This is a genomic window from Polaribacter septentrionalilitoris (assembly GCF_009832745.1).
Classification (GTDB): Bacteria; Bacteroidota; Bacteroidia; order Flavobacteriales; family Flavobacteriaceae; genus Polaribacter; species Polaribacter septentrionalilitoris.
Genome location: NZ_VRMJ01000033.1, coordinates 91977 through 118470, shown reverse-complemented (window position 1 = coordinate 118470; position 26494 = coordinate 91977). Strand labels below are relative to the sequence as shown.

Sequence of the window (26494 nt, the reverse complement as noted above, 5' to 3'; positions counted from 1 at the left end):
CGAAAAATTTTAGTGGAAAAAAGAAAGGGACTCAAAAAACACTTAGTCTGCAAGTTCTTGTGAATAGCGAACTCTATTGCAGCGCTAATTCTATTTTTTGAACCCCTTGGATAAATACATAAAAAGGCCTACATAGATCCGTGGAACGAACGCGAAATAACTTCCATTTGTTGTTCTTTTGTTAATCGAATAAAATTAACAGCATATCCAGAAACTCTAATTGTTAATTGGGGATGATTTTCTGGATGCTCCATTGCATCTAATAAAGTTTCTTTGTCTAATACATTTACATTTAAGTGTTGCGCTCCATGTTCAAAATAACCGTTTAAAGCTGCCACTAAATTATCTATTCTGTCTTCTTTAGTAGCTCCTAAAGATTTAGGAACAATAGAGAATGTATTAGAGATTCCGTCTTGAGAATCTTTATAATCAATTTTTGCTACGGAGTTTAATGAAGCAATTGCACCATTAGTATCACGTCCATGCATTGGATTAGCTCCTGGTGCAAAAGCAACACCTTTTGCTCTACCATCTGGAGTTGCTCCAGTTTTCTTACCATACACTACATTAGAAGTGATGGTTAATACAGACATGGTTGGTTCTGCATCTTTATATACTTTTAACTTTTTCAATTCGTTGTTAAAATCTTCTACTGCATTGTGCGCAAAAATATCTACTCTGTCGTCATCATTTCCGTATTTAGGGAAGTCACCTTCAATTTTAAAATCTACAGTTAAACCTTCTTCATTTCTAATAGGTTTTACTTTTGCATATTTTATGGCAGCCAATGAATCAGCTACAATAGATAAACCTGCAATACCATAAGCGATATTAATATCTGGATTGGTATCTATCAATGCCATTTGAGCTTTTTCGTAGTAGTATTTATCGTGCATGTAATGAATGATGTTCATAGCATCATTGTATACTCTTGCTACTTCTGTCATTGCTACTTTAAAGTTTTTCATCACTTTATCAAAGTCCAAATACTCATCAGTATAAGGGGCAATTCCATCTACCATTTGCTTTCCAGTGATTTCACATCTTCCTCCATTTATGGCTAACAATAGTGTTTTTGCTAAATTGGTTCTTGCTCCGAAAAACTGAATTTGTTTTCCGATTTCTTGGTAAGAAACACAACATGCAATTCCGTAATCATCAGAACCTCTTAATTCACGCATTAAATCATCATTTTCAAACTGAATTGATGAAGTATCAATAGATACTTTTGCACAGAAATTTTTAAAGTTTTGTGGTAAAGTTGGCGACCATAACACTGTAATATTTGGTTCTGGTGATGGACCTAAATTATATAAGGTATTTAAGAAACGGTAAGCAGTTTTAGTAACTTTTGTTCTACCATCGTTTAACATACCACCAATTGCTTCTGTAACCCAAGTTGGGTCTCCTGCAAAAATTTCATCATAAGCAGCCATACGTAAATGACGAACCATTCTCAATTTCATCACAAATTGATCAATGTATTCTTGTGCTTCATCTTCTGTAATTGTTCCATTTTCAAGATCTCTTTGGATAAAAATATCTAAGAAAGTAGATACGTTTCCTAAAGACATTGCAGCTCCATCTTGCTCTTTTACAGCAGCTAAATATGCCATGTACGTCCACTGAACCGCTTCTTGTGCATTTTCAGCAGGACGATTTAACTCTAAACCATAATGATTACCCATTGTAATCATATCATTTAGAGCTCTAATTTGTTCTGACACTTCTTCTCTTAAACGAATTACAGCATCAGACATAGGACCTTCGATATTGTTAAGGTCTGTTTTTTTAATTTCAATTAATTTGTCGATACCATATAAAGCAACACGTCTGTAATCCCCAATGATTCTTCCACGCGCATAGTTATCTGGTAATCCTGTTAAAAATCCTAAAGAGCGGAATTTTCTAATTTCTGCATTATAGGCATCAAAAACACCATCATTATGAGTTTTTACATATTTGGTAAATAATTCGTTGATTTCTTCACTTGGTTGTAAACCATGTTCTTGCAATGCTTTTTGAACAACTTTGTAACCACCAAAAGGTTTCATTGCTCTTTTTAGCAATCCATCGGTTTGTAAACCTACAATTACTTCATTTGCTTTATCAATATAACCAGCACCAAAACTAGCAACACCAGAAATAGTTTCTGTATCTACAGAATGAACACCGTTATTCTGTCTTTCTTGTTGCATACCTTCTTTACAAACTTCCCAAAGTTTTTCAGTTTTTTGAGTAGGTCCAACTAAAAAAGTATCATCTCCATAATAAGGAGTAATGTTCTTAAAAACAAAATCTCTAACGTTAATAGACGTGTTCCAGACACCTTGTTTAAATTCTTGTTCTTGTGGTCTTTCTAAGACAGTTTCTTCTAATTGCATGATTTTATGTATTTAATTTTATGTATTCTGTATTTATATAACAAATTTAACCACGAAAGATTCCTAAAAACATGATAAAAGTTAGGTTTTGAAATTATTTAAGAAAACGTTGTAGTAATGTTTAACCTGATTTTGAGATTGTTAAAACTTAATGAATGGACATTTTAAATAAATGGCTACATTTGCAAAAATTTAAGTTTAACCTAATTCGTATAGCATGCAACTGTACAATAAGTTAAGCGCCAAAGAACGCGCTGCATTAATTGATGAGGCTGGTAAAGACCGCATCACAATTTCATTTTATCAATACCATCAGATAAAAAATCCACAAATCTTTAGAGATAAATTGTTTTTAGAATGGAATGTTTTAGATGTTCTAGGAAGAACCTATGTTTCTTATGAAGGAATAAACGCCCAAATTTCAGTACCATCTGAAAACTTTTTGGCCTTAAAAAAACAATTAGATAGCATTTCTTTTTTAGAAGGAATTCGTTTAAATGTTGCTATTGAACATGATAACAAATCATTCTTAAAACTAAAAGTAAAGGTTAGAAACAAAATTGTGGCAGATGGTTTGAATGATGAAACTTTTGATGTAACCAACAAAGGTGTGCATTTAAACGCGAAAGAGTTTAATAAAATGTTGGCAAACCCTGATACAGTTTGCGTGGATATGCGTAACCATTACGAAAGTGAAATTGGTCATTTTGATGGTGCTGTAACTCCTGATGTAGATACTTTTAGAGATTCTTTAGATATTATCGAAGAAGATTTAAAAGACCATAAAGAAGATAAAAATTTATTGATGTATTGTACTGGCGGAATACGTTGCGAAAAAGCATCAGCATACTACAAACATAAAGGTTTTAAAAATGTATTTCAGTTAGAAGGCGGAATTATAGAATACACACGTCAAGTAAATGCTGAAAGTATAGAAAATAAATTTATTGGTAAGAATTTTGTGTTTGATCACAGAAGAGCAGAAAAAATTTCTGACGATGTGATTGCCAATTGTCATCAATGCGGAAAATCTTGCGATACACATACTAATTGTGCTAACGAAGCGTGTCATTTGTTATTTATACAATGTGATGAATGTTCAGAAAAAATGGAAAATACTTGTTCTACAGATTGCCAAGAAATTATTCATTTATCTTATGAGGAACAAAAAGAACTCAGAAAAGGAAAGGGAAATAGCAATCAAATTTTTAAGAAAGGACGTTCAGAAAAGTTGAAATTCAAAAAATAAAAAAGATGCAAAAAATTGAATTAATGGCACCTGCAGGAAACTTTGAAAGCCTGCAAGCTGCTTTAGACAATGGTTGCGATTCTGTTTATTTTGGAGTTGAGCAACTAAATATGCGTGCAAGAGCATCCATCAATTTTACTTTAGATGATTTAGAAGAAATTTCTAAAAGATGTGCTGCAAAAAATGTGCGTACCTATTTAACGTTAAACACCATTGTGTACGATCATGATTTATCTATTGTAAAAATCTTGATAAAAAGAGCAAAAGAAGCAAATATTACTGCTGTAATTGCTATGGATCAAGCTGTAATTTCTATGGCTAGAGAACAGCAAATGGAAGTACATATTTCTACACAAATCAACATCACAAACATAGAAACTGTAAAGTTTTATGCGTTGTTTGCAGATACTATTGTGTTGAGTAGAGAGTTGAGTTTACGTCAAGTAAAAAAGATTACAGCGCAAATAGAAAAAGAGCAAATAAAAGGACCTTCTGGGCGATTGGTAGAGGTAGAAATTTTTGGTCATGGAGCTCTATGTATGGCAGTTTCTGGAAAATGTTACATGAGTTTGCATTCTTCAAATTCATCTGCAAATAGAGGTGCTTGTAAGCAAAATTGTAGAAAAAAATATACAGTAATCGACCAAGAAACCGGTTTTGAAATGGAGTTGGATAATGAATATATTATGTCTCCAAAAGACTTGTGTACCATCGATTTTTTAGATAAAGTTGCAGATGCAGGTATTAAGGTTTTAAAAATTGAAGGTAGAGGTAGAGCTCCAGAATATGTGGCAAAAGTAATTAAATGTTACAGAGATGCCATTGATAGTTTGGCTGCAGATACTTACGATAAAGAGAAAGTAATTTCTTGGATGCAAGAGTTAGAAAAAGTATACAATCGCGGTTTTTGGAATGGCTATTATTTAGGACAAAAATTAGGTGAATGGAGTAAAGAATCTGGTTCTCATGCCACCCAAAAGAAAGTTTATTTAGGCAAAGGAGAGCATTATTTTGACAAAGCCAAAATTGGTCAGTTTAAAATTGATGCCTATGATGTAACTATTGGTGATACAATTCTAATAACTGGTCCAACTACAGGCGCTCAAGAAATGGAATTAAAAGAAATGTTTGTGAACGATAAACCATCAGAAAAAGCAACAAAAGGTGATGAAGTTACCATGAAGTTAGACTTTAAAATCAGGCGTTCAGACAAATTGTATAAAATTGTAAAAACCGAATTTGCGCAGAATTAATGGTTGTTATTACGTTACAAAGAAATAAATGTATTGGTTGCAATTACTGTGTAGAATTGGCTCCAGAGCAGTTTCAAATGTCTAAAAAAGACGGAAAATCTGTCTTGCTACATTCTACAGAAAAAAAAGGTTTTTTTACCATAAAATCTTTTGATGAATCTATCTTCGATTGTTCAAATGAAGCCAAAAAAGCATGTCCTGTTAAAATTATTGAGGTGAAGCAGGTTTAAAATCGTAATGGTTTTCGATAAAATCTTAAAATTAGGGGTCTTTTTTTATCAAAAATTTAAATTTTATTGCTCAGTAAGATTTCTTATATTTACTGATTAAGCAATAAAAGTTAATTTTATTGCAACTATTTAATAATCAAATTAAAACAAAACTTTATTGTAGCTCTTTTGGCAAATTAATAGCTAGAGACTAACAACTAAAGTCTATAAATATATGGCATGTGGAAGTTGTGGTACAACAGAAAATGGAGTACCAAGAGGTTGTAAAAGTAATGGTAATTGTGGGTCTGGAACCTGTGGAAGTGGTAGTCAAAAACTAGCCGTTTTTGATTGGTTGTCTAACATGACATTACCAAGTGGTCAAGAACGATTTAACATTTTTGAAGTCCGCTTTAAAAACGGAAGAAAACATTTTTATAAAAATCCAGATAATCTACCCATAACTATGGGAGATATTGTTGCTGTAGAAGGAAATCCTGGGCATGATATTGGTACAGTTTCCTTAGCTGGTGAATTGGTAAAAGTGCAAATGAAAAAGCGCAAAATTACTGAAGACCACGAAGATGTTAAGAAAATCTACAGAAAAGCAAGTCAAAGAGATATCGATGTTTGGCAACAAGCCAGAGCTAGAGAAGAAGAAACACAACGTAGAGGAAGAGAAATTTTAGGGCGTTTAGGTTTGCAAATGAAATTGTCTGATGTAGAGTATCAAGGTGATGGAAATAAAGCAACGTTTTATTATACAGCCGATGCAAGAGTAGATTTTAGACAGTTAATTAGAGATTTGGCAAGTGCATTTTCTATTCGTGTAGAAATGAAACAAGTAGGTGCAAGGCAAGAAGCTTCTAGATTAGGTGGTGTAGGTTCTTGTGGTAGAGAATTATGTTGCTCTACTTGGTTAACAGATTTTAGAAAAGTAACTACATCTGCAGCACGTTATCAACAATTATCATTAAATCCACTAAAATTAGCAGGGCAATGTGGTAAGTTAAAATGTTGTTTAAACTTTGAACTAGATACGTATTTAGATGCGTTAAAATCTTTTCCAAAACAAGATGTGGTTTTAAAAACAGAAAAAGGAGAAGCTGTTTTTGTAAAGATGGATATCTTTAAAGAACACCTTTGGTATACCTACAAAGAAGAACGTTTCAAGTGGTTTCGATTAACGCTAGATCAAGTTTTAGAAATAATTGAACTTAATAAAAATAATGAGAAATCACAAACGTTAGAAGAGTATGAGTCTGATGTGGTGATTCCAGAAAAAGTTGATTTCGAGGATGCTGTTGGTCAAGATAGTTTAACACGTTTTGATGCACCAAAGAAAAGCAAACGAAACAGAAACAATAGAAATCGAAAAAAGAAAAAACCAGTTGGTGCTACTGTAGAGAATCGTCAACAAAATCGGAATCAGAAAAGAAAACCACAAGCAAATCAGCAGAAGAATCAAAATCAGAAACCAAAACCTCAAGGAAACCAAAATACACCAAAAGGAGAGGTGAAAAAGAAACCAAAACCAAGAAGAAATAACAGAAATCGAAACACTAACAATAAAAAAAATGGCAACAATTCTGAAAAGAAATAGGTTTTCAATTGTTATAGGATTTCTTTTTATGATGTTTTCTTGTGATGATAAAACAGATTTTAACCAGTATCAAGCGGTTGATAAAAAAGGTTGGAAAGCCAACGAAAAAGTTTTTTTTGAGTTTGAAGTTACAGATACTATTTCCCAAAAAAATCTGTTTATCAATATTAGAAATAATAACGATTATGAGTTTAGTAATCTGTATCTAATATCTGAATTAAATTTTCCAAACGGAACAGTAATTGTAGATACTTTGCAATATGAAATGGCAGACGAAACAGGTCAGTTTTTAGGTTCAGGTTTTTCAGATATAAAAGACAATACATTATTTTACAAAGAAAAAAAGAGGTTTCCATTTTCTGGAAAATATATATTTAATGTACGTCATGCAATGCGTAAAAATGGTGAAATCAAACCGATAGAATTTTTAAAAGGAATTCAAGATGTTGGTTTTAGTGTTGAAAATTTAAAATAAAATGGCAAAAAAGAAAACAACAACAGATTTTAAAAAATACATCAAATGGTTTTGGATGACTGTTTTAGGTGGATTTTCATTTTTAATACTTTTATTTTTATTTGCTTCTTGGGGGTTTTTAGGAGCACTTCCTACTTTTGAAGAATTAGAGAACCCTGAGAATAACTTAGCAACAGAAGTAATCTCTTCAGATGGTAAAACTTTAGGAAAGTATGCAACTGAGAATAGAACTCCAATAAAATATAAAGACTTACCCCAAAATATAGTACAAGCTTTAGTAGCTACTGAGGATGAACGTTTTTATGAACATTCTGGGATTGATTTTTATAGTACTGCTAGAGCAGTTTTAAAACCAGGAAGTGGTGGAGCAAGTACCATTACACAACAATTGGCAAAAATGTTATTTACTGGTAGAGCTTCTAGAAATATTTTTTTAAGAATTGGACAAAAAGTAAAAGAATGGGTAGTTGCAACAAAGTTAGAAAGACAGTATACCAAAAATGAAATCTTAACCATGTACTTAAATAAGTACGACTTTTTAAACCAAGCAGTTGGTATTCGTTCTGCAGCGAGAATTTACTTTGGTAAAGAGCCTAAAGAATTAGATTTAGAAGAATCTGCAATGTTGGTTGGGATGCTAAAAAACTCATCACTTTACAATCCTTTAAGAAGAGCAGAAAGAGTAAAACAGCGAAGAAACGTGGTGTTAAAACAAATGAATCGTAGTGAGTTTATTACTTTAAAAGAAAAAGACTCATTACAACAATTAGATCTAGGTTTAGATATTCATAGAGAAGGACACAGTGATGGTTACGCAACTTATTTTAGATCGCATTTGCAAAAAGTATTGAGAAAATGGGTAAAAGAAAACCCAAAACCAAATGGAGAACAATACAATATTTTTAGAGACGGATTAAAAATCTATGTAACTATAGATTCTAGAATGCAACAATATGCAGAAGAAGCTGTAACAGAACACATGTCTAATTTACAAAAGTATTTTTTTAAGGAACAAAGTAGAAATAGAACTGCTCCATTTTATGATTTAGATAAAAGTGAAATTAATACAATTATAAACAGAGGAAAGAAAAATTCTGATAGATACAAACGATTAAAAATTGCAGGAAAATCAGAAAAAGAAATTGATAAAATATTTAAAACCAAGACAAAAATGAGTGTTTTTTCTTGGAAAGGAGATAAAGATACTGTGATGTCTCCTTATGATTCTATCAAATATTATAAGTATTTTTTACGCTCAGGATTATTATCAATTGAGCCACAATCTGGACACATAAAAGCTTGGGTTGGTGGTGTAAATAACAAACATTTTAAATATGATGCAGTAGCACAACAAAAAAGACAAGTTGGTTCTACATTTAAACCATTTGTGTATGCAACTGTTATTAATCAATTAAAAATGTCTCCTTGCGATGAGTATCCAAACACACCTTATACAATTCCAAAAGGAAAATATGGGATCCCTGAAGAATGGACACCTAAAAACTCTGATGATAAATATGGAGGAATGTTAAGTTTAAAGGATGGTTTAGCAGGTTCTGTAAATACAATGTCAGCAAGATTGGTAGACATGGTTTCTCCAGAAAATGTGGTTCGTTTGGCAAAATCTGCAGGTATTAAAAGCGAAATTAAAGCAAATCCTTCAATTGCATTAGGAGCTGTAGATTTGTCATTATTCGAAATGGTAAGTGCTTATTCTACCTTTGCTAACAAAGGTTTGCGAGTAGAACCAATGATTTTAACAAGAATTGAAGATAAAAACGGGACTGTTTTACAAGAATTTATCCCAAAAACTAAAGAGGTTTTAAGTGAAGAATCTGCTTATGTTGTATTAGATTTACTAAAAGGAGTTACCCAATCTGGTTCTGGAGTTCGATTGCGTTTACCTTGGGAAAAACCTGGTTATGTAACTGGTTATCCTTACAAATTTACAAATCCTATTGCAGGAAAAACAGGTACAACTCAAAATCAATCTGATGGTTGGTTTATGGGAATTGTACCCAATTTAGCAACTGGAGTTTGGACTGGTGGTGAAGATAGAGCAACACACTTTGCAGGAATCTCAAAAGGACAAGGAGCAACAATGTCTTTACCTACATGGGCATTATTTATGAAAAAATGTTATGCAGACAAAACCTTAAATATTAGTCAAGAAGATTTTGAAAAGCCTGAAGTTTTAACCATAAATATAGATTGTGGTAATGAAAAAGATAATGATAAGGACGAAAAAGGTAAAGAGAAAAAAGAAATTATAGAAGAGGATACAGATTTTTAATACAACTCATTTATGTGGCAACCAACAGCAAAAAAAACTCTAAATTCAAATATTGATACATTGATGAAAAAACATCAATTTACCAACTATAAAGATTTATGGGAATGGTCTGTTGCACATAAAGAAACTTTTTGGGAAGAAACTGTTGCGAATCTTAATATCATTCAACATAAAAAATTTGAACAAATTTTAAATATTGATGATGGAGTAACCAAAGCAAAATGGTTGTTTGGTGCTCAATTAAACATCATAGATTCTTGTTTTCAAAATAAAGACAATGCTACTGCAATTGTATTTCAAAAACCCAATAAAAAGGTTCAAAAAGTAACACAAAAAGAATTAGAAAATCTTGTAAATAAAATTGCCAATAGTTTTAAAAATATTCAAGTAGAAAAAGGTGATACCATTGCAATAGATTTACCAATGACAGTTGAGTGTGTAGCTATTTATTTAGCTGCCATAAAAGCGGGTATTAAAGTAGCTACAATTGTAGATAGCTTTACCCCAAAAGAAATTCAAGTTCGGTTACAAATTACAAACCCAAAAGTAGTTTTTACGCAAGATGTTTTAGAGAGAGCTGGTAAAACTTTTCCTTTATATGAAAAAGTTGTAACCGCTAATACCCATAAAATAGTTGTTATAAAAACGCAAAAAGAAACAGCTGTTTCATTAAGAAATCAAGATGTTTTTTGGGATGATTTTCTATCAGAAAACACCAATTTTACCTCTGTAAAACAATCACCACAAGATTGTATAACCATTCTTTTTTCATCGGGTACAACTGGAGAACCTAAAGCAATTCCTTGGAATCATACTACAGCCATAAAGTCAGCTTCAGACGGCTTTTATCATCAAAATATACAAGAAAATGATGTAGTTTGTTGGCCTACCAACTTAGGTTGGATGATGGGGCCTTGGTTAATTTTTGCAACCTTAATTAATAAGGCAGCTATAGGTTTGTATTATGATGCGCCTTTAGGTGCAGGTTTTGGAGAATTTGTTCAAAGTACAAAAGTATCTATGTTGGGTGTAATACCAAGTATTGTAAAACATTGGAAGAATTCAGGTTGTATGCAGCCATTTAATTGGAATGCAATTAAAAATTATAGTTCTACAGGAGAGGTTTCTAACCCTACAGAAATGAACTATTTAATGCATTTAGCCAACAACAAACCAGTTATAGAGTATTGTGGAGGTACAGAAATTGGTGGTGGTTACGTAACAAGTACAGTTGTGCAAGAAAATATACCAAGTACTTTTTCTACCAAAGCTTTAGGTAGCGATTTTGTATTGTTAGATGAAAATTACCAGGAAACCACTAAAGGAGAAGTGTTTTTAATTCCGCCAATAATGGGGCTTTCAACAGAATTGCTGAATAAAAATCATCAAAAAATATATTATGATGATACACCTAAACATCAAAAAGTTTTAAGAAGACATGGAGATGAGTTGAGGCAATTAGAAAACGGTTATTTTAAAATTTTAGGACGCGTAGACGATGCTATGAATTTAGGCGGAATAAAAGTTAGCGCCACCCAAATAGAAGCAGCCATCAATCAATTAAATTTTGTGTTAGAATCTGCAGCCATTGCAGCAGCTCCAGAAGATGGAGGGCCTGCAAAATTAGTGGTGTTTTATGTGGAGAGTAAAAACCAAAATAACGATGAAGATCGATTAAAGGCAGCACAAAAAATTGTAAAATCAGAACTGAATCCTTTATTTAAAGTTACAGATTTGCTAAAGATTGATGTGTTGCCAAGAACAGCATCTAATAAAATTATGAGACGAACCTTACGAGATAATTATAAAGTTAAATAAAACAAATGAAGCTTTTTAAAAAAACATATTGGTTGATAACTCCATTTTTAATTGTGGTTTTTATGTTGTTGTTAGATAAGGTTTTTAACGTAAAAGAAATTGTAATTAATACTACAATTGCAGTAAGTTTAGCTTACATTTTATCACCAAAAGTAAAAATTGTAGAAAAACAAAATGGTGAAGAAGAACAAATAAAATGGTTGTTTTTCAAAAAAGTAATTAATAAAGAACTTTAGAGATTGAGTTTTCTTTCCTTTGGGAAGAAATAAAGATGGGAATATGAAAATAATATCATACAACGTAAACGGAATTAGAGCAGCATTAAAAAAAGGGTTTTTAGATTGGTTAGAAGCCGCAAATCCAGACGTTATTTGCATACAAGAAACCAAAGCACACAAAGAACAATTAAATTTAGAAGAGTTCGAAAATGCAGGATATCCTTATCATTATTGGTTTTCTGCACAAAAAAAAGGGTATTCTTCAGTAGCCATTTTTTGTAAAGAAAAACCAAATCATATCGAATACGGAACAGGTATAGAAACTATGGATTTTGAAGGTAGAAATTTGCGTGTAGATTTTGATGAGGTGTCAGTAATGAGTCTCTATTTACCTTCAGGTACAAACTTAGACAGACTTAATTTCAAACTAAATTATATGGATGAATTCCAAGAATACATCAATAATTTAAAACAAGAAATTCCGAATTTAGTCATCTGTGGAGATTATAATATTTGTCACGAACCCATAGACATTCACAACCCAAAAGTGAAAGGAGTTTCTGGTTTTTTACCAGAAGAAAGAACTTGGATTGGGCAATTTATAGATAGTGGTTTTATAGATAGTTTTCGTTTTTTAAATCCTGAAAGACAAGAATATTCTTGGTGGAGTTACAGGGCAAATGCTAGAGCAAATAATAAAGGCTGGCGTTTAGATTATGCTATGGTTTCAGAACCGTTAAAAGATAAAATTTCTAGAGCGTATATTTTACCTGAAGCCAAACATTCAGACCATTGTCCGATTGCATTAGAATTAGATATTTAAAAATAAAATATCACCTCGAGTGCAGTCGAGAGGTTATTAAGTAGGTTTCGACTGCGCTCAACCTGACAATTAAATTATGAGAAACCTAACTACATTTTTAGTATTATTTACAGTTTCAATATTTTCTCAAGAGAAAGATAGTATCCCTATTCAAAAAAAAGACACCATTTTTATAGCTAAAGATTCTATTGCAAATGGAGCTATAGAAATCTTTACAGATGATGATTTAAGAACTATAGATAGTTTGCTCATTGAAGAAAAGTTTAGTTCTCCTTTAATTGATACTTTAGAATATGTCATCAACGATAAAGATATTGTTGGCACAGTAAAAATTGCAATTACCACAGATTTATTAAAAGAACGATTATCTGTTTTAAATGAGAATACACCATTTAATTTGGCATATAATCCATCTTTAGAAAAGGTAATCAATAGTTATTTACAGTATCGTAAAAAATACTATCCTGCTTTAATGGCTAAAGCCAAATATTATTTTCCAATGTTTGAGCAGTATTTAGATCAATACGATATTCCTTTAGAAATGAAATATTTAGCTATTGTGGAATCTGCATTAAAACCTAGAGCAAAATCTAGAGTTGGAGCCTCTGGGTTATGGCAATTTATGTATGGTACAGGAAAACAGTTCGATTTAAAAGTAAGTTCTTATGTAGATGAACGTTATAATCCACTAAAAGCAACTGTTGCTGCTTGTAAATATTTGAGTCAGTTGTATAAAATTTTTGGTGATTGGGATTTGGCACTAGCAGCCTACAATTCTGGACCAGGAAATGTAACCAAAGCCATAAAACGCTCTGGAGGATATAAAAATTATTGGAATATTCGTCCGTATTTGCCAAGAGAAACTGCAGGTTATGTTCCTGCTTTTTATGCTACAATGTACATTTTTGAATATGCTGATGAGCATAAAATATATTCAGAAGCACCAAAGTTATTTAATTTTCAAACAGATACAGTTCATATTAAGAGAACCATTAGTTTTGATCAAATTACAGAAACTATTGGAGTAGATGAAGAGGTATTGACGTTTTTAAATCCAGAATACAAACTAAATATTATTCCGTTTGTAAAAGGTAGAGACTATACGTTGAGATTACCATCAAAAGAAATGATTACTTTTTTAAATAAAGAAAAAGAATTGTATGCTTTAGCAGATACAGATGATGCCAAAAGAGAAAAGCCACTACCTAGATATTTTGAAATGGATAAACGAATCCGTTACAGGGTTAAAAGTGGAGATTATTTAGGAAAGATTGCAAATAAATATGGAGTTAGGGTTAGCCAATTAAAACGTTGGAATCGTTTAAAAACAAGTAATTTAAAAATAGGACAACGTTTGTATATTTATCCGAAAAGAATTCCAAATTCTATCAGTAAATCTACTTCGAAGACTAAAGGTAAAAATGCTAAACAAACAATCTTTAAAGGTAAATTTAATATTTACATTGTTAAAAAAGGAGATTCACTTTGGAGTATTGCTCAAAAATTTAAAAATGTTTCTGTTGATAATATTAAAAAATGGAACAATATTTGGAGTGCTAAGAATATAAAACCTGGAACAAAACTTAAAATCTATAAAAGCTAATCTTATGAAACGTATAATACTCTTATTTTCAGTTGCTTTTCTCTTAATTTCATGTGGGGGAAATGATAAAATCATACTAAGAGATTCAATAGGGAAATTAAACAAAGTAATGGTTGTTGCTAATATTAACAACTGGAATGGAGATATTGGTAAAGAAATTCGTAATTCTTTCGGAGAGTTAGTGGTGGGTTTACCTCAACCAGAACCAACATTATCTGTATCTCAAATTGCACCAAATGGTTTTGGAAATATGATGAAAGTTGCCAGAAATATTATGGTAATAGGAGAAGGAGATAAAAACGAATTTTTTGTAAAAACAAATGTATATGCTAGTCCACAAACAATTGTTTATGTATACGGAAAAGATAGAGAAAGTACATTAAAGGTATTTAAAAAACATCAAAAAGAGATTATCGATATCTTTTTAGCTGCTGATTTAAAAATGACTCAACGTATTTTTGCAAATAGTAAATTAGACGATTCTAAATTCAAAACACTTCAAAATTTAGGGATTTCATTAACCATCCATGATAAATTTAAAACTGTTGACGATACAGGAGAATTCTTATGGTTGCGTCATCATTTAACTAGTGGAATTGCAAAAACAGGAAGTAATAATATTCTCGTGTATTCAGTACCGTTAGAAAACGAAGAAACAGTTGCAGACAGTATTGTTGCAGTTAGAAATAGAATAGGAAAAAAATACATACCAGGTTCAGACCCAGAAACCATGCACATGATTACAGAAGAAGCTTACACACCTTCTACTTTTGATGCTACCATTAATGGAAAAAAAGCGTATGAAACTCGCGGAAAATGGGAAGTTAAAAACGATTTTATGGCAGGCCCTTTTATCAATTATAACATTATTGATAAAAAGAATAACAGAATCGTTGTTTTTGAAGGATTTACGTATGCTCCTTCTGTAAATAAAAGAGCTTTTATTTTTGAGTTAGAGGCGATTGCAAAATCTATGATAATTCAGTAAAAAACAGCTTACATTAAATATAAAATGCTGAAAGATTCTCTTTCAGCATTTTATATTTGTACACATCAAATTCATATTTCATATATTTGGTATTCAACCAAAAAACTTTAAATATGGAATTAAATTTTTATGTGCTCTTTATTGCAGCGTTTATACCAATGTTAATTGGTTTTGTGTGGTATGGTCCTATTTTTGGAAAACCATGGATGAAAGAAATGGGTTTTACTAAAGAATCTCTTGAAGGCACAAATATGGTAAAGATATTAGTGCTTAGCTACATTTTTAGTTTGCTTGTAGCTTTCTTTTTACAGTTTATCGTTATTCATCAAATGGGTTTATTTCAAACGCTAATCAATGAACCTGATTTTCAGGAAGAAAAAGGTGAAGCATTTACTTATTTTAAAAGTTTTATAGGAATGTATGGAGATCGCTTTAGAACATTTGGTCATGGAGTTATTCATGGAGTAATGACTGGTGTGGTTTTAATACTTCCAATTTTATCAATCATTGCAATGTTTGAAAAAAGAACTGTAAAATATGTAGCCATTAATGCTGGTTATTGGGTTGTAACTTTAGCCATTATGGGAGGAATTATTTGCCAGTGGCTGTAAACCTTAATATCCTGATATTATAAATACGGCAATTGCCGTATTTTTTTTTACTATTTCAATTCTTATTTTTGTTTAAACAATAAAAATCAAGACATGAAAAAAAAATTACTCATCTTTTTTACCTTAGTTTTTTCTTTTACTAGTTTCTCACAAATAAGTCTTTTAAAAGATTTTGCAGAAGGAAGCAAAAATGGAAATCCTTTGATATTAGGAGTTTATAAAAACAAAATATATGTTAATGCAATAAACAATTCTTTTCAAACAAAAAGTTATGTTTATGATGGTAATTCCGTAGAAATTTTAAAAGATAATGATGGTAATGAAACTAACATTTCTGCCATTTACATTCCAGAAATTGGTGCAGACGATCCAATGATTGTTGGTTTAAATTTTAAGACATTTACTTTTAATGGTTCTTCATTTACAGAGATTTCTGATAAACGTCCTTGGGGAGGAGGTATAAAATTTAATGGTATATACTATTTTACAGCCGAACTTAATGGTAAATCTCCTTTGTTTTATACAGATGGTACAGCAACAGGTACAGGATATTTAAAAGAGGATGTAAAAACTTTAATTAGTTGGAATGTAACTGAAAGAGCTGTTGTGAACAACACATTGATTTTTGTAGGAGATACTCAAAATGAAGGAACTGAACTTTGGGTAACAGATGGTACAGAAGCAGGTACTGTCTTATTAAAAGATATTTATATCGGTGATAAAGACAGTGATCCAGAAGATTTTTTTGTAACTCAGGATAAATCAAAATTATTTTTTACAGCCAAAACCGAAAATGAAGGGAGAGAACTTTGGGTAACAGATGGTACAGCATCTGGTACAAAATTAGTAAAAGATATACATACAGGTACCTCTGGTGATGATATAAACTCTATTACAGAAATGAATGGTAATGTCTATTTTGAGGCAAATGGAAAATTATGGAAAACAGATGGTACATCAGAAAATACTATTGAAATCGCTAATGGTGACGAAAGATATCTAATTGTTTTAAATAATGAATTATACTTTCATGAAGGAAAAAATATGTACAAAACCGATGGAACTGTAGCAGGAACCACACAAGTTAATCCAGCCAATATAGGTATAGAATGGAGTAGTTTTCCGATTGTATTTAATAACGAAATTTATTTTGGAGGAGGAGGACTTGATAGAAATGGTAATATTGATGTAAACGAACTTTGGAAAACAGATGGTACTACAGAAGGTACAGTTTTAGTAAAAGTAATAGACTCAGATTTTGTAGTTCATCCATCTCGTTTTATTAAAGTGGGTAACGAACTCATTTTTGGTGGTGTCACCAAAAACGAAGGTCAAGAATTATGGAGAACAGATGGTACAGAAAGCGGTACTATGCTCATACAAGATTATGCTGCTGGAAGCACTGGTTTTATTGCAAACTTTACAACATCTGTATCTCATGCAGTAGTAAATAATACCTTAGTTTTTAGTGCGAATGCAAATAAAGGTTTGGGGGTAGAACTGTATGAATATAAAAATGGTGCAACAGCATCTGTAAATAATTTTTTTCAAAGCAAATTACAATTACATTATTCAGAAAATACCATTCATTTAAAAAATTGGGAACCCAAAAATCCAACTTTAAAAATATATAATATACTTGGAAAAGAAGTTTTAGACACTAGTGTAAAAAAGACACAGAGTTCAATAGAAGTCAATCTAAAAAAGGGTGTTTATATTGCAAGGTATTTTTCAGAAAAAGGAAACCTAATTGGCAAAAAGTTTCTAGTAGACTAAAATAAAAAAGTCAGAAATTAAATTTCTGACTTTTTGTTTAATTTTTAATACCCAACTTTAGCACGAACTCTTTTTAGAACATCATCAGCTACAAGAGTTGCTTTTTTTGCTCCAAGTTGCAAAGCTTCATCAATCTCATGTTTGTTTTCCATAAAATGATGGTAACGAGTTCTTACATCAGCAAATTTATCGATAATTAATTCATACAAAGCTTGTTTAGCATGCCCATATCCATAATTTCCACCTTCGTAATTTGCTCTCATTGCTTTAATTTGAGATTCAGAAGCCAATAATTTATACAATGCAAAAACGTTATCAGAATCTGGATCTTTTGGTTCTTCTAAAGCTTTACTATCTGTTTTGATACTCATAATTTGCTTTCTCAACTTTTTATCAGTCAAGAAAATGTTAATGATGTTATTTCGAGATTTACTCATTTTTTCACCATCAGTTCCAGGAACCAATTTGGTGTGTTCTTGAATTTTTGCTTGTGGTTCAATTAAGGTTTCTCCAACAAGGTTATTCAATCTATTGGCAACATCGCGTGTTATTTCTAAATGTTGTAATTGATCTTTACCTACAGGAACAATTTCTGCATCATACAATAAAATATCAGCAGCCATTAACATTGGGTAGGTAAACAAACCAGCGTTTACATCTGCCAAACGATCTGCTTTGTCTTTAAAACTATGCGCTAATGTTAACCGTTGGTAGGGAAAAAAGCAACTTAAATACCAAGATAATTCTGTAACTTGAGGAATATCACTTTGTCTGTAAAAAACAGTTTTGTTAATATCCAAACCACAAGCCAACCAAGTTGCAGCAGTACTATATGTGTTTTCTCTAAGTTGATTCCCATCTTTAATTTGTGTTAAAGAATGCATATCAGCAATAAATAAAAAAGCTTCATTATCAGGATTATTCGCCATTTCTATAGCGGGCAAAATTGCACCTAATAAATTTCCTAAATGAGGTGTTCCTGTACTTTGTACACCAGTTAAAACTCTAGACATAATTTTATTTTTTCTTTTTAAGTATAAGATGAGATACAAAAACTATCTGCGATGGCAAAAGTAAGGTTTTGCATTGTAAAATGCATCAAACAAAAGAATATTACTACTTTTGATTTCCAAGTGGTTTTTAGTATAATTAAAAAACGAAACAAGCGTTTATAGAATCTGTGAAGTATATTAAAATTCCTTTCTTACTAATTTGGCGTTTATGGTTTTACATTTTGATGTTTACGACCATTATTTTAATGTCACCACTATTAATCATTTTTACTGCAAAAGAAGAATATTATCACTTGCTCTGGAAATTGGTAAGAATTTGGTCTAAAGTACTCATTTACGGAATGGGATTTCGATTAGACATTCAGTTAGATCAAGAAATAAAACCGAATAGAAGTTATATGTTTTGTCCAAATCATGCGTCGTTAATGGATCCATTTGTGTTGATTGTTTTAAGCAAAAATCCAATTGTATTTGTGGGTAAGCAAGAGTTGGCTAAAATTCCAATTTTTGGATTTTTCTATAAAAAAACTGTTATTATGGTAGACAGAAATAGTTTTAAAAGTAGAAAAAGAGTGTATGAAATGGCAAAGAAAAGATTACAAAACGGAGTAAGTATGGCAATTTTCCCTGAAGGATTAGTACCAACTGAAGATGTAGTTTTGGCACCGTTTAAAAAAGGTGCATTCAGTTTAGCAATAGAGTTTCAAATTCCGATTGTTCCTCAAGTATATTATGATTGTAAGCGCTTTTTTTCTTGGAATTTTTTAAAAGGAGGTCCTGGAGTTTTTAGAATACGCCAACATCAATTTATATCTACAAAAGAATTAGAAATTAAGGATATAGAAACCTTAAAACAACAAACATTTGATGTTATCTGTACAGATTTATCGAACGATAAAAAGTATATGAAAGATACCAATAAACAAAAATGAGTAAAAAAATAAACCATAGATATTCTGAAGCAGAAGAACGATTAAACATATATTCTCACGGATTAGGATTTGTGTTAAGTATCATTGCTTTTCCTTTTTTAATTCTTAAAGCAATAACTTTTTCTGGCTTTTGGAAACCAATTAGTTTTATTATTTACGGATTAAGTATGATACTCTTATATGCAGCTTCTACATTTTATCATGCTGCTAAAAATCCGAAGAAAAGAAGACGACTTAATATTTTTGACCACGCAGCAATTTATGTATTAATAGCAGGGAGTTACTCACCTTTTTGTTTGGTAGGTTTAGACTCAGATTTAGGCTGGTATATGTTTATTGCAGTTTGGATTTTTGCATTAACAGGAGTAATTTTAAAACTATTTTTTACAGGGAAATATGATAAAATATCTACTGCAATGTATTTATTAATGGGTTGGCAAGTTATGTTTTTTATAAAACCATTAATGAATGCGCTAACAAGTTTTGACTTAAACTTTTTAATTGCAGGAGGAGTTTTCTATACTATTGGTGCTATTTTATATTCCATAAAAAAATTACCATACAATCATGCTACTTTTCATGTATTTGTTTTGTTAGGAAGTGCAAGTCATTTTATTGCAATTTATAATCTGTAGCTATTTGATATATAGTGATTTGTTAAAATAAAAGAATGTAATATTTGTCAGGTTTAAAAAATAAATTACTTTTGTAGAACTTGATAAATTAACTTATGTTAATATGTCAGGTATTATAAATCTTATTTAGGGGGTAGGTTTATTAAATTTCCTCGAACTTTTGTTCGAGGTTTTTTTATTTCCAATTTTTAAATGGCTGCTTGCTAATGCTTGAATTATAGTATTTTATATCTCCTGTAACTTCTTTAGCTAACCAATTTGGTTTCTTAAATTTTTCAGTTTCAGAATTCAATTCTACTTCTGCAATGATTAACCCTTTATTGTCACCGTAAAATTCATCAACCTCAAAAACATGATTTTGTATTTTTACTAAATACCTTGTCTTTTCGATTATAGAAGGCTCACAGAGTGATAATAAATTTTCAGCTTCCTTTAATTTAATTTCCTTTTCCCATTCAAATCGTGTAGTACCAGAATCATTAGATTTTCCTTTTATGGTAATAAATGCTTTTTTATCACTAATTCTTATTCGAACAGTTCTATTTTTATCAGAATTTAAATATCCTTGCTTAATAATTTTTTTTTGGAAACTTTGATCTTTAAAATCATTATTTTTTACCAAAAATTTACGTTCTATTTCTATACTCATAAAATATTCTGATTTTTGTACTAATGTAAGTTGTTTTATCGTTATTGTAACAATAAATAAATATCTTTGAGAATCAAAATTTGATAATGAAAAAAAGTTTTTCGACACTTTTCTTGTGCTTTTCGCTATTAACTTTCGCCCAAACAGATTACAGCGATGTATGGGAAGATTTTTATTCTTACAACAATGTAAAAGATTTTGAAAAAGTTGGTGATGTAATTTATGCTTTAGTTGATAATGCTGTATTTACTTACAATACATCAACAGAAGAATTAACTAAATTTTCATCAGTTCAAGGTTTATCAGGAGAAACTACAACATCAATTCATTACAGCAATAGTTTTAAAAGGTTAATTATAGGGTATGAAAATGGGTTGGTAGAGGTAGTTGACGATGATGGTTTTATAACAATCTCATCAGATATTCTAAACTTTAATGAATCTGGTAAAAAGAGTATTAATGATATTAAAGAATTTGATCATAAATTATACTTGTCAACCCCGTTTGGTATTGTAGTTTATGATATTGATAAGTTAGAATTTGGTGATACTTATTTTATTGGAAATGATTCTACTTCTGAAATAGTAAATCAGATTGAAGTATTTAATGGTTTTATTTATGCAGTTTCAGAAAACGGAATTTTTACAGCAGATATTACAAGTAATTTATTGATAGATTTTAATAATTGGCAACAAGAATTCTCTGGAAGAAATTTTCAAGAAATTAGCGCTTTTAATAATGAATTGTATGTAACAGAAGGTTCAGTGTTATTTAAATTAGAGAATAATACTTTAGTTCAAGTAAGAGACTTCTCTCAGAATATTATCGCAATAAAATCGTCGAATCTACATTTATCAGTTACTTTAAATAAAACAGCTGTTGTATTAAATTCATCCATGAATGAAGTAATTCAATTTTCTTCTAATACCGCATTTGATTATCAATTAAACACATCATTTTTTGAGAATAATACAGTTTTTTTAGGAACAAAAGGCTTTGGTATTTTAAAAGACGCACCAAATACATCAAATAACTACCAAGAAATTCATCCAGAAGGACCCTTATCTAATGATATATTTTCTATAACAGCAAAAAACAATAATCTTTGGGTGGTTTACGGTGGCTATGACATAACGTATACACCAACTACTGTAAAGAAAGGATTTAGTAGGTTTAATGGAAATAATTGGATAAATACTAAATTTAACCCTAGTTTACCAAGAGATTTAGTAGATGTTACTATAGATCCTAATAATGACGAGAAAGCTTACATTAGTGCCTTAGATATTTCTGCAGATGTTAATACAAAACCAACAGGAGGCTTACTTGTTGTAGAAAACGATATTGTAACATTACAATACAATCATTTAAATAGTACTTTTACACCAATTCAGGTTTCTCTACCAAGTATAAATATAAGAGTAGGTGGTTCTGCTTTTGATAGTCGTGGAAACCTATGGGCTACAAATTATGAAACAACAGAAGAACTAAAAAAATTATCTTCTAACGGTCAATGGAGTTCAATAGATTTAAGTAGCGTAAAAACCAGTGATTCACAAGGTCTAAATGAAGTTTTTGTAGATAGGAATAATACTGTTTGGATTGGTTCTAGAGGAAATGGAGTTTATGCTTACAATGAAAACGGAAATAGAAAGAAAGCGCTTATCGCTACTCCCAATTTAGGAAATTTACCAGATTCAAACGTTAGAACAGTTGCTGTTGATAGAAATAATAGAGTTTGGTTAGGTACAAGATCAGGTATGGTAGTATATAACAATGCTTCTGGAGTTTTTGCAGACGATACACCAAACGCAACTCCTATTGTTGTTAATGCAAATGAAGATGGTTTTGGAGACCGATTGTTAGGCGATCAAACTGTTAATTCTATTGTTGTAGATGGTGCAGATAATAAATGGTTTGGAACAGACAATGGAGGAGTAATTTATACAAATCCCAGTGGTCAAAAAACCTTAGCAAATTTTAATAAACAGAACTCGCCTTTACCTTCAAACAAGATTGTAAAAATTGCTGTTGATGATACAAATGGTAAAGTATATTTTGCTACAAACAAAGGAATTGTTGTGTATAATAGTGATGTAGCTCCGTTTGGAGATGTCTTGGGTGATGTTTATGCATACCCAAACCCTGCACTTAGAAATCACGAAACAGTAACTGTTACCGGAAGAAATGGAACCAATTTACCAAAAGGAACCAACGTAAAAATTGTAGATGTTTCTGGAAATTTGGTGTATGAAACTAACGTAGTAGAAGGGCAAGAGTTACAGGGAGGAAAAGTAGTTTGGAACAAGACAAATTTGGCAGGCAGAAAAGTAGCCTCTGGTGTATATATTGTTTTGTTGTCTAGTGATGATGCTTCAGAAACTTCTGTTACAAAAATTGCTATAGTAAACTAAATGGCTGTTGTATCTACAAAAGCTATCGTTTTTAATACGATTAAATATAGTGATTCAAGCTTAATAGTTAAGTGTTATACTTTAGAAGATGGTTTAAAATCTTACTTGGTTAGAGGTGTTCTTAAATCTAAAAAAGGAGGAATAAAAGTAGGTTATTTCCAACCACTAACTCAGTTAAATTTAGTAGCCAATCATTCAGAAAAGAGATCTTTACATAACATTAAAGAGGTTCACATTGCTAACCCTTACAAAACCATTTATCAAGATATTGTTAAACAATCTATTGTGATGTTTTTAGCTGAGGTTTTAACCCACGCTATTAAAGAAGAAGAACCAAATAAACACTTATTTAGCTTTTTAGAAACTGCATTTAGTTGGTTAGATATTCATGATAAAGTATCTAATTTTCACTTACTTTTTTTACTAAATCTTACTCAGTTTCTTGGTTTTTATCCAGATTTGTCAGAAAAAGAGAAATTAGGGTTTGATCTTATGGAGGGAAATTTTACTGATGACACCTCTCAAAAAAATATCATTTACAAAAACGATTTTTATCAATTTAAAAAGCTGTTAGGCATAAATTTTGATAGTATAGAAAATGTGTCTTTTAGTAAACAAGAAAGGCAGCAAGTTTTAAAGATAATAGTTCGATATTTTGAATTACATTTGGACGGTTTTAAAACACCAAAATCGTTACAAATTTTAGAAGCAGTATTTAGTTGATGAGGTATATAATTTTAGGTTTTTTAGCTTTAGTAAGCAGTATTGTTTATGCACAAAAAGTACAAGTTTTAGATAAAAATACGGGTAAGTCTGTAAATGATGTGACTATTTTTAATGATGATTATACTATAAGTCTTACATCAGATGACACAGGATTTGTTAATGTTTCTCAATTCAAAGAAAATGAAATTATTGTGTTTTCGCACTTATCTTATGCTGTTAAACGCATAAAAAAATCTCAATTAAAACGTCAAAAATTTATTGTTTATCTAACCAAAGAATCAGAACAGTTAGATGAAATTGTGTTGTCGCTTTTTAAAAAAGATGCAAAAGCCAAAAGAATCGCAGAACAGGTTGCAGTTCTATCTGCTAAAGATATTCAAAAAGTATCTCCTCAAACTTCAGCAGATTTGTTAGCAACAATTCCAGGTATTAAAGTACAAAAATCGCAGTTTGGTGGTGGTAGTCCTGTAATTCGTGGTATGGAATCTAACCGTGTTTTATTGGTGGTTGATGGAGTTAGAATGAATAATGCAATTTACAGAAAAGGACATCTACAAAACTCAATTACGGTTACGCCTAATATGTTAGACAAGACCGAAGTTGTTTTTGGGCCATCTTCCGTAATTTATGGTTCTGACGCTTTAGGAGGTGTAATTCATTATTATACAAAAACACCAAAGTTATCGGAAGAAGGAGAGGTTAGAAGTCAGTTGTTTTCTAGATTTTCAACTGTAAATCATGAAATTACAACCAATGTTTCTGCAGAATTACGCTTTTCTAACTGGGCATCTTTTACTAGTATTTCTTATAGTGATTTTGGTGATTTAAAAGCTGGTAAAAGTAGAAATCATGGCTTTGAAGATTGGGGAAAAGTATTTTACTACTCAGAGAATGTTAACGGTAACTATGCAGCAAATCCAACACAAAACTCAGATCCTAATTTGTTAAGAAATACAGGGTACAATCAAACAGATGTATTACAGAAGTTTTACATTCCATTATCAAAAAAAACAGATTTAAAAGTAAACCTACAATATTCAACATCTTCAGACATTCCAAGATTTGATCGATTAGCAGAGTTGACAGATATCACAGATACCTCTTCTTTAAAATTTGCAGAATGGAATTATGGGCCACAAAGCAGATTTCTAGCTTCTAGTCAACTACTTTTTAATCCAAACAAAAATTGGATAGAAAATGGGGCGATTACTTTAGCTTATCAGAATATTAAAGAAAGTAGAATTCAGCGTAAATTTAATAGTTTAGACCGCTCTTACAGAGAAGAAGCAGTTGATGTTTTTAGTATAAATGGAGATTTTTCTGTACCACTTACCCAAGATAAAACAAGAAATTTATCCTATGGTTTTGAGTTTTCTTACAATGATGTAACCTCAAATTCTTATGGTAAAACATTAAATATTGTTAATAGTGAAATTAATGGTTTTTCTAACGATTTTAAAGTACAATCGCGCTATCCAGATGGTGGTAGTAGTTATATGAGTTCTGCTGCTTATTTAGATTACAGACAAGATTTAGGTAGAAAATCAACCTTAAATTCAGGAATCCGTTTTACAAAAACACATTTAGAAGCCAACTGGATAGATCAAACTTTTATTCAGTTGCCAAATACCAACTTAGTTGCAGATAATTCTGCAGTAACAGCAACTTTAGGCTATGTGTATAGACCCAATATAAATTGGCAAATTACAAGTGTTTTATCATCAGGTTTCCGCTCACCTAATATAGATGATGTAGGTAGAGTTCGCGAAAAATCAGGTAATGTTACAGTACCAAATATTCTGGTAGCACCAGAATTCGCATACAATGCAGAAATAGGAATTCAAAAATATTTTAACGACAGAAAATTTAAGATAGGAGGTAATTTCTACTATACTTTATTAGATAATTATATTCAGAGAGATTTTGTTTTTAATGCTGATGGAAGTAAAAAACAAGTTGAATTTGACGGTGAATTTGGTAATGCTGTTTCTAATCAAAATAAGGAGACTGCATATATTTGGGGATATACTTTAAATTATTTAGGAAAGCTATCAAATCAGTGGAATACTTCAGGGTTTATTACTTACACAAAGGGTAGAACTTATGATACAGAAGAACCTATGTCATCAATTCCTCCTTTATTTGGTCAATTTCAAATCAATTATAAAAAAGAAAAAATAGAATTAGGAGCAGATTTTAGGTTTAACAGCAAAAAAGATATCGCAGATTTTAATATTACAGAAGGTATAGATAATCATGATTTAACACCAGTAGTTAATGCTAATGCAACAGAAGATGTAGATAAATTTTATGGATCACCAAGTTGGATGACTTTAGGCCTTAATGGAACCTATACTGTAAACGATACTTTTTCTGTGCAAGCAAGGTTAGACAATATATTTGATGAACATTACCTAGAATTTGCCTCTGGTGTTGCAGCACCTGGAAGAAATTTATCAGTTGCTTTTACAGCTAATTTTTAGGTTTTCCTTCTTCAGTAAAATTATCAGATAAGGCTTTTTCTGTTTTAATGATGCAAACAATAACAGCTAAAAAAACTAAAGCCATAGGTTGCCAAGAAATTTCTTTTGTTGCAAAATTGGCAAAAAGTAAGCCTCCAAGAAAAGAGATACCTGAATAGATTATTAAGTTTTTTGAGAAAACTGCATTGGCAAAATCCCATATTTTTTTGTTAAGCATAGATTTATGTGTTCTATAGCCATACCAATTGTTAATCTTCTTTGGTGGAAATTTCCAGAAAACGATACTCAGTAAAAAAAGCAAACCATTTGTGGTTAATACGTATGTAATAGCATTCATAA

Annotated in this window: 22 protein-coding genes; 18 read left to right on the top strand and 4 right to left on the bottom strand. The window is 31.0% G+C overall.

The window, feature by feature from the left end; genetic code table 11:
- Nucleotides 1-128: 128 nt before the first annotated feature.
- The gene (gene pflB / locus FP421_RS07810; RefSeq protein WP_159949331.1) at nt 129-2384 is read right to left on the bottom strand and encodes a formate C-acetyltransferase; all 2256 of its coding nucleotides are present in this window, start codon (nt 2382-2384) and stop codon (nt 129-131) included.
- A gap of 217 nt (nt 2385-2601) precedes the next feature.
- Between pflB and trhO the strand changes: the two genes are divergently transcribed.
- From trhO to FP421_RS07745, 13 genes are all read left to right on the top strand, one after another.
- Nucleotides 2602-3633, top strand: coding sequence for an oxygen-dependent tRNA uridine(34) hydroxylase TrhO (gene trhO / locus FP421_RS07805; RefSeq protein WP_159949329.1), 1032 nt, complete (start codon nt 2602-2604; stop codon nt 3631-3633).
- 5 nt (nt 3634-3638) lie between these two features.
- Nucleotides 3639-4886, top strand: a complete 1248-nt coding sequence (locus FP421_RS07800) for a peptidase U32 family protein (RefSeq protein ID WP_159949327.1) — start codon at nt 3639-3641, stop codon at nt 4884-4886.
- Nucleotides 4886-5116 carry a ferredoxin gene (locus tag FP421_RS07795; RefSeq protein ID WP_159949325.1) on the top strand — a complete coding sequence of 77 codons (231 nt, stop codon included), beginning with the start codon at nt 4886-4888 and terminating at the stop codon, nt 5114-5116. The genes FP421_RS07800 and FP421_RS07795 overlap by 1 nt, the downstream gene beginning before the upstream one ends.
- 214 nt (nt 5117-5330) lie before the next feature.
- A complete protein-coding gene (locus tag FP421_RS07790; protein WP_159949323.1) occupies nt 5331-6698 on the top strand; it encodes a PSP1 domain-containing protein in 1368 nt (455 codons plus the stop codon).
- Nucleotides 6673-7173, top strand: a complete 501-nt coding sequence (locus tag FP421_RS07785; protein WP_159949321.1) for a gliding motility lipoprotein GldH — start codon at nt 6673-6675, stop codon at nt 7171-7173. Before FP421_RS07790 ends, FP421_RS07785 begins: the two co-directional genes overlap by 26 nt.
- 1 nt (nt 7174) lies before the next feature.
- Complete coding sequence (locus FP421_RS07780) at nt 7175-9466, top strand: transglycosylase domain-containing protein (protein WP_159949319.1); 2292 nt, start codon at nt 7175-7177, stop codon at nt 9464-9466.
- Nucleotides 9467-9529: 63 nt separating this feature from the next.
- On the top strand, nt 9530-11284 hold the full coding sequence (locus tag FP421_RS07775; RefSeq protein ID WP_201288814.1) for an AMP-binding protein: 1755 nt from the start codon (nt 9530-9532) through the stop codon (nt 11282-11284).
- 5 nt (nt 11285-11289) lie between these two features.
- Nucleotides 11290-11520 (top strand): hypothetical protein, encoded by a 231-nt coding sequence (locus FP421_RS07770; protein WP_159949315.1) that lies wholly within the window; start codon nt 11290-11292, stop codon nt 11518-11520.
- 43 nt (nt 11521-11563) lie between these two features.
- A complete protein-coding gene (locus tag FP421_RS07765) occupies nt 11564-12325 on the top strand; it encodes an exodeoxyribonuclease III (RefSeq protein ID WP_159949313.1) in 762 nt (253 codons plus the stop codon).
- Between the two features lie 76 nt (nt 12326-12401).
- A complete protein-coding gene (locus FP421_RS07760; RefSeq protein ID WP_159949311.1) occupies nt 12402-13928 on the top strand; it encodes a lytic transglycosylase domain-containing protein in 1527 nt (508 codons plus the stop codon).
- Nucleotides 13929-13932: 4 nt separating this feature from the next.
- Nucleotides 13933-14916, top strand: a complete 984-nt coding sequence (locus tag FP421_RS07755; RefSeq protein WP_159949309.1) for a DUF4837 family protein — start codon at nt 13933-13935, stop codon at nt 14914-14916.
- A gap of 113 nt (nt 14917-15029) precedes the next feature.
- Nucleotides 15030-15527 carry a DUF1761 domain-containing protein gene (locus FP421_RS07750; protein WP_159949307.1) on the top strand — a complete coding sequence of 166 codons (498 nt, stop codon included), beginning with the start codon at nt 15030-15032 and terminating at the stop codon, nt 15525-15527.
- A gap of 93 nt (nt 15528-15620) precedes the next feature.
- The gene (locus tag FP421_RS07745) at nt 15621-17303 is read left to right on the top strand and encodes a T9SS type A sorting domain-containing protein (protein WP_159949305.1); all 1683 of its coding nucleotides are present in this window, start codon (nt 15621-15623) and stop codon (nt 17301-17303) included.
- A 44-nt stretch (nt 17304-17347) separates the two neighbouring features.
- Here the strand turns inward: FP421_RS07745 and trpS are convergent, their stop codons facing one another.
- The gene (trpS, locus tag FP421_RS07740) at nt 17348-18316 is read right to left on the bottom strand and encodes a tryptophan--tRNA ligase (protein WP_159949303.1); all 969 of its coding nucleotides are present in this window, start codon (nt 18314-18316) and stop codon (nt 17348-17350) included.
- Between the two features lie 245 nt (nt 18317-18561).
- On the opposite strand from trpS, the gene FP421_RS07735 reads away from it, so the two are divergent.
- Entirely contained in the window at nt 18562-19248 is a 687-nt protein-coding gene (locus FP421_RS07735) for a lysophospholipid acyltransferase family protein (protein WP_201288813.1), read from the top strand.
- On the top strand, nt 19245-19883 hold the full coding sequence (gene trhA / locus FP421_RS07730; RefSeq protein WP_159949299.1) for a PAQR family membrane homeostasis protein TrhA: 639 nt from the start codon (nt 19245-19247) through the stop codon (nt 19881-19883). The genes FP421_RS07735 and trhA overlap by 4 nt, the downstream gene beginning before the upstream one ends.
- Nucleotides 19884-20058: 175 nt before the next feature.
- Here trhA and FP421_RS07725 read toward each other — a convergent pair whose 3' ends face one another.
- Nucleotides 20059-20532, bottom strand: coding sequence for a CYTH domain-containing protein (locus tag FP421_RS07725; RefSeq protein ID WP_159949297.1), 474 nt, complete (start codon nt 20530-20532; stop codon nt 20059-20061).
- A gap of 86 nt (nt 20533-20618) precedes the next feature.
- On the opposite strand from FP421_RS07725, the gene porZ reads away from it, so the two are divergent.
- The 3 genes from porZ to FP421_RS07710 are packed head-to-tail and all read left to right on the top strand — an operon-like array spanning nt 20619 to nt 26155.
- Entirely contained in the window at nt 20619-22946 is a 2328-nt protein-coding gene (gene porZ, locus FP421_RS07720) for a type IX secretion system anionic LPS delivery protein PorZ (RefSeq protein ID WP_159949295.1), read from the top strand.
- On the top strand, nt 22947-23669 hold the full coding sequence (gene recO / locus FP421_RS07715) for a DNA repair protein RecO (protein WP_159949293.1): 723 nt from the start codon (nt 22947-22949) through the stop codon (nt 23667-23669).
- Complete coding sequence (locus tag FP421_RS07710) at nt 23669-26155, top strand: TonB-dependent receptor plug domain-containing protein (protein WP_159949291.1); 2487 nt, start codon at nt 23669-23671, stop codon at nt 26153-26155. The genes recO and FP421_RS07710 overlap by 1 nt, the downstream gene beginning before the upstream one ends.
- Here the strand turns inward: FP421_RS07710 and FP421_RS07705 are convergent.
- Complete coding sequence (locus tag FP421_RS07705) at nt 26145-26492, bottom strand: SdpI family protein (RefSeq protein ID WP_201288812.1); 348 nt, start codon at nt 26490-26492, stop codon at nt 26145-26147. The genes FP421_RS07710 and FP421_RS07705 overlap by 11 nt on opposite strands.
- Between the last annotated feature and the right edge of the window lie 2 nt (nt 26493-26494).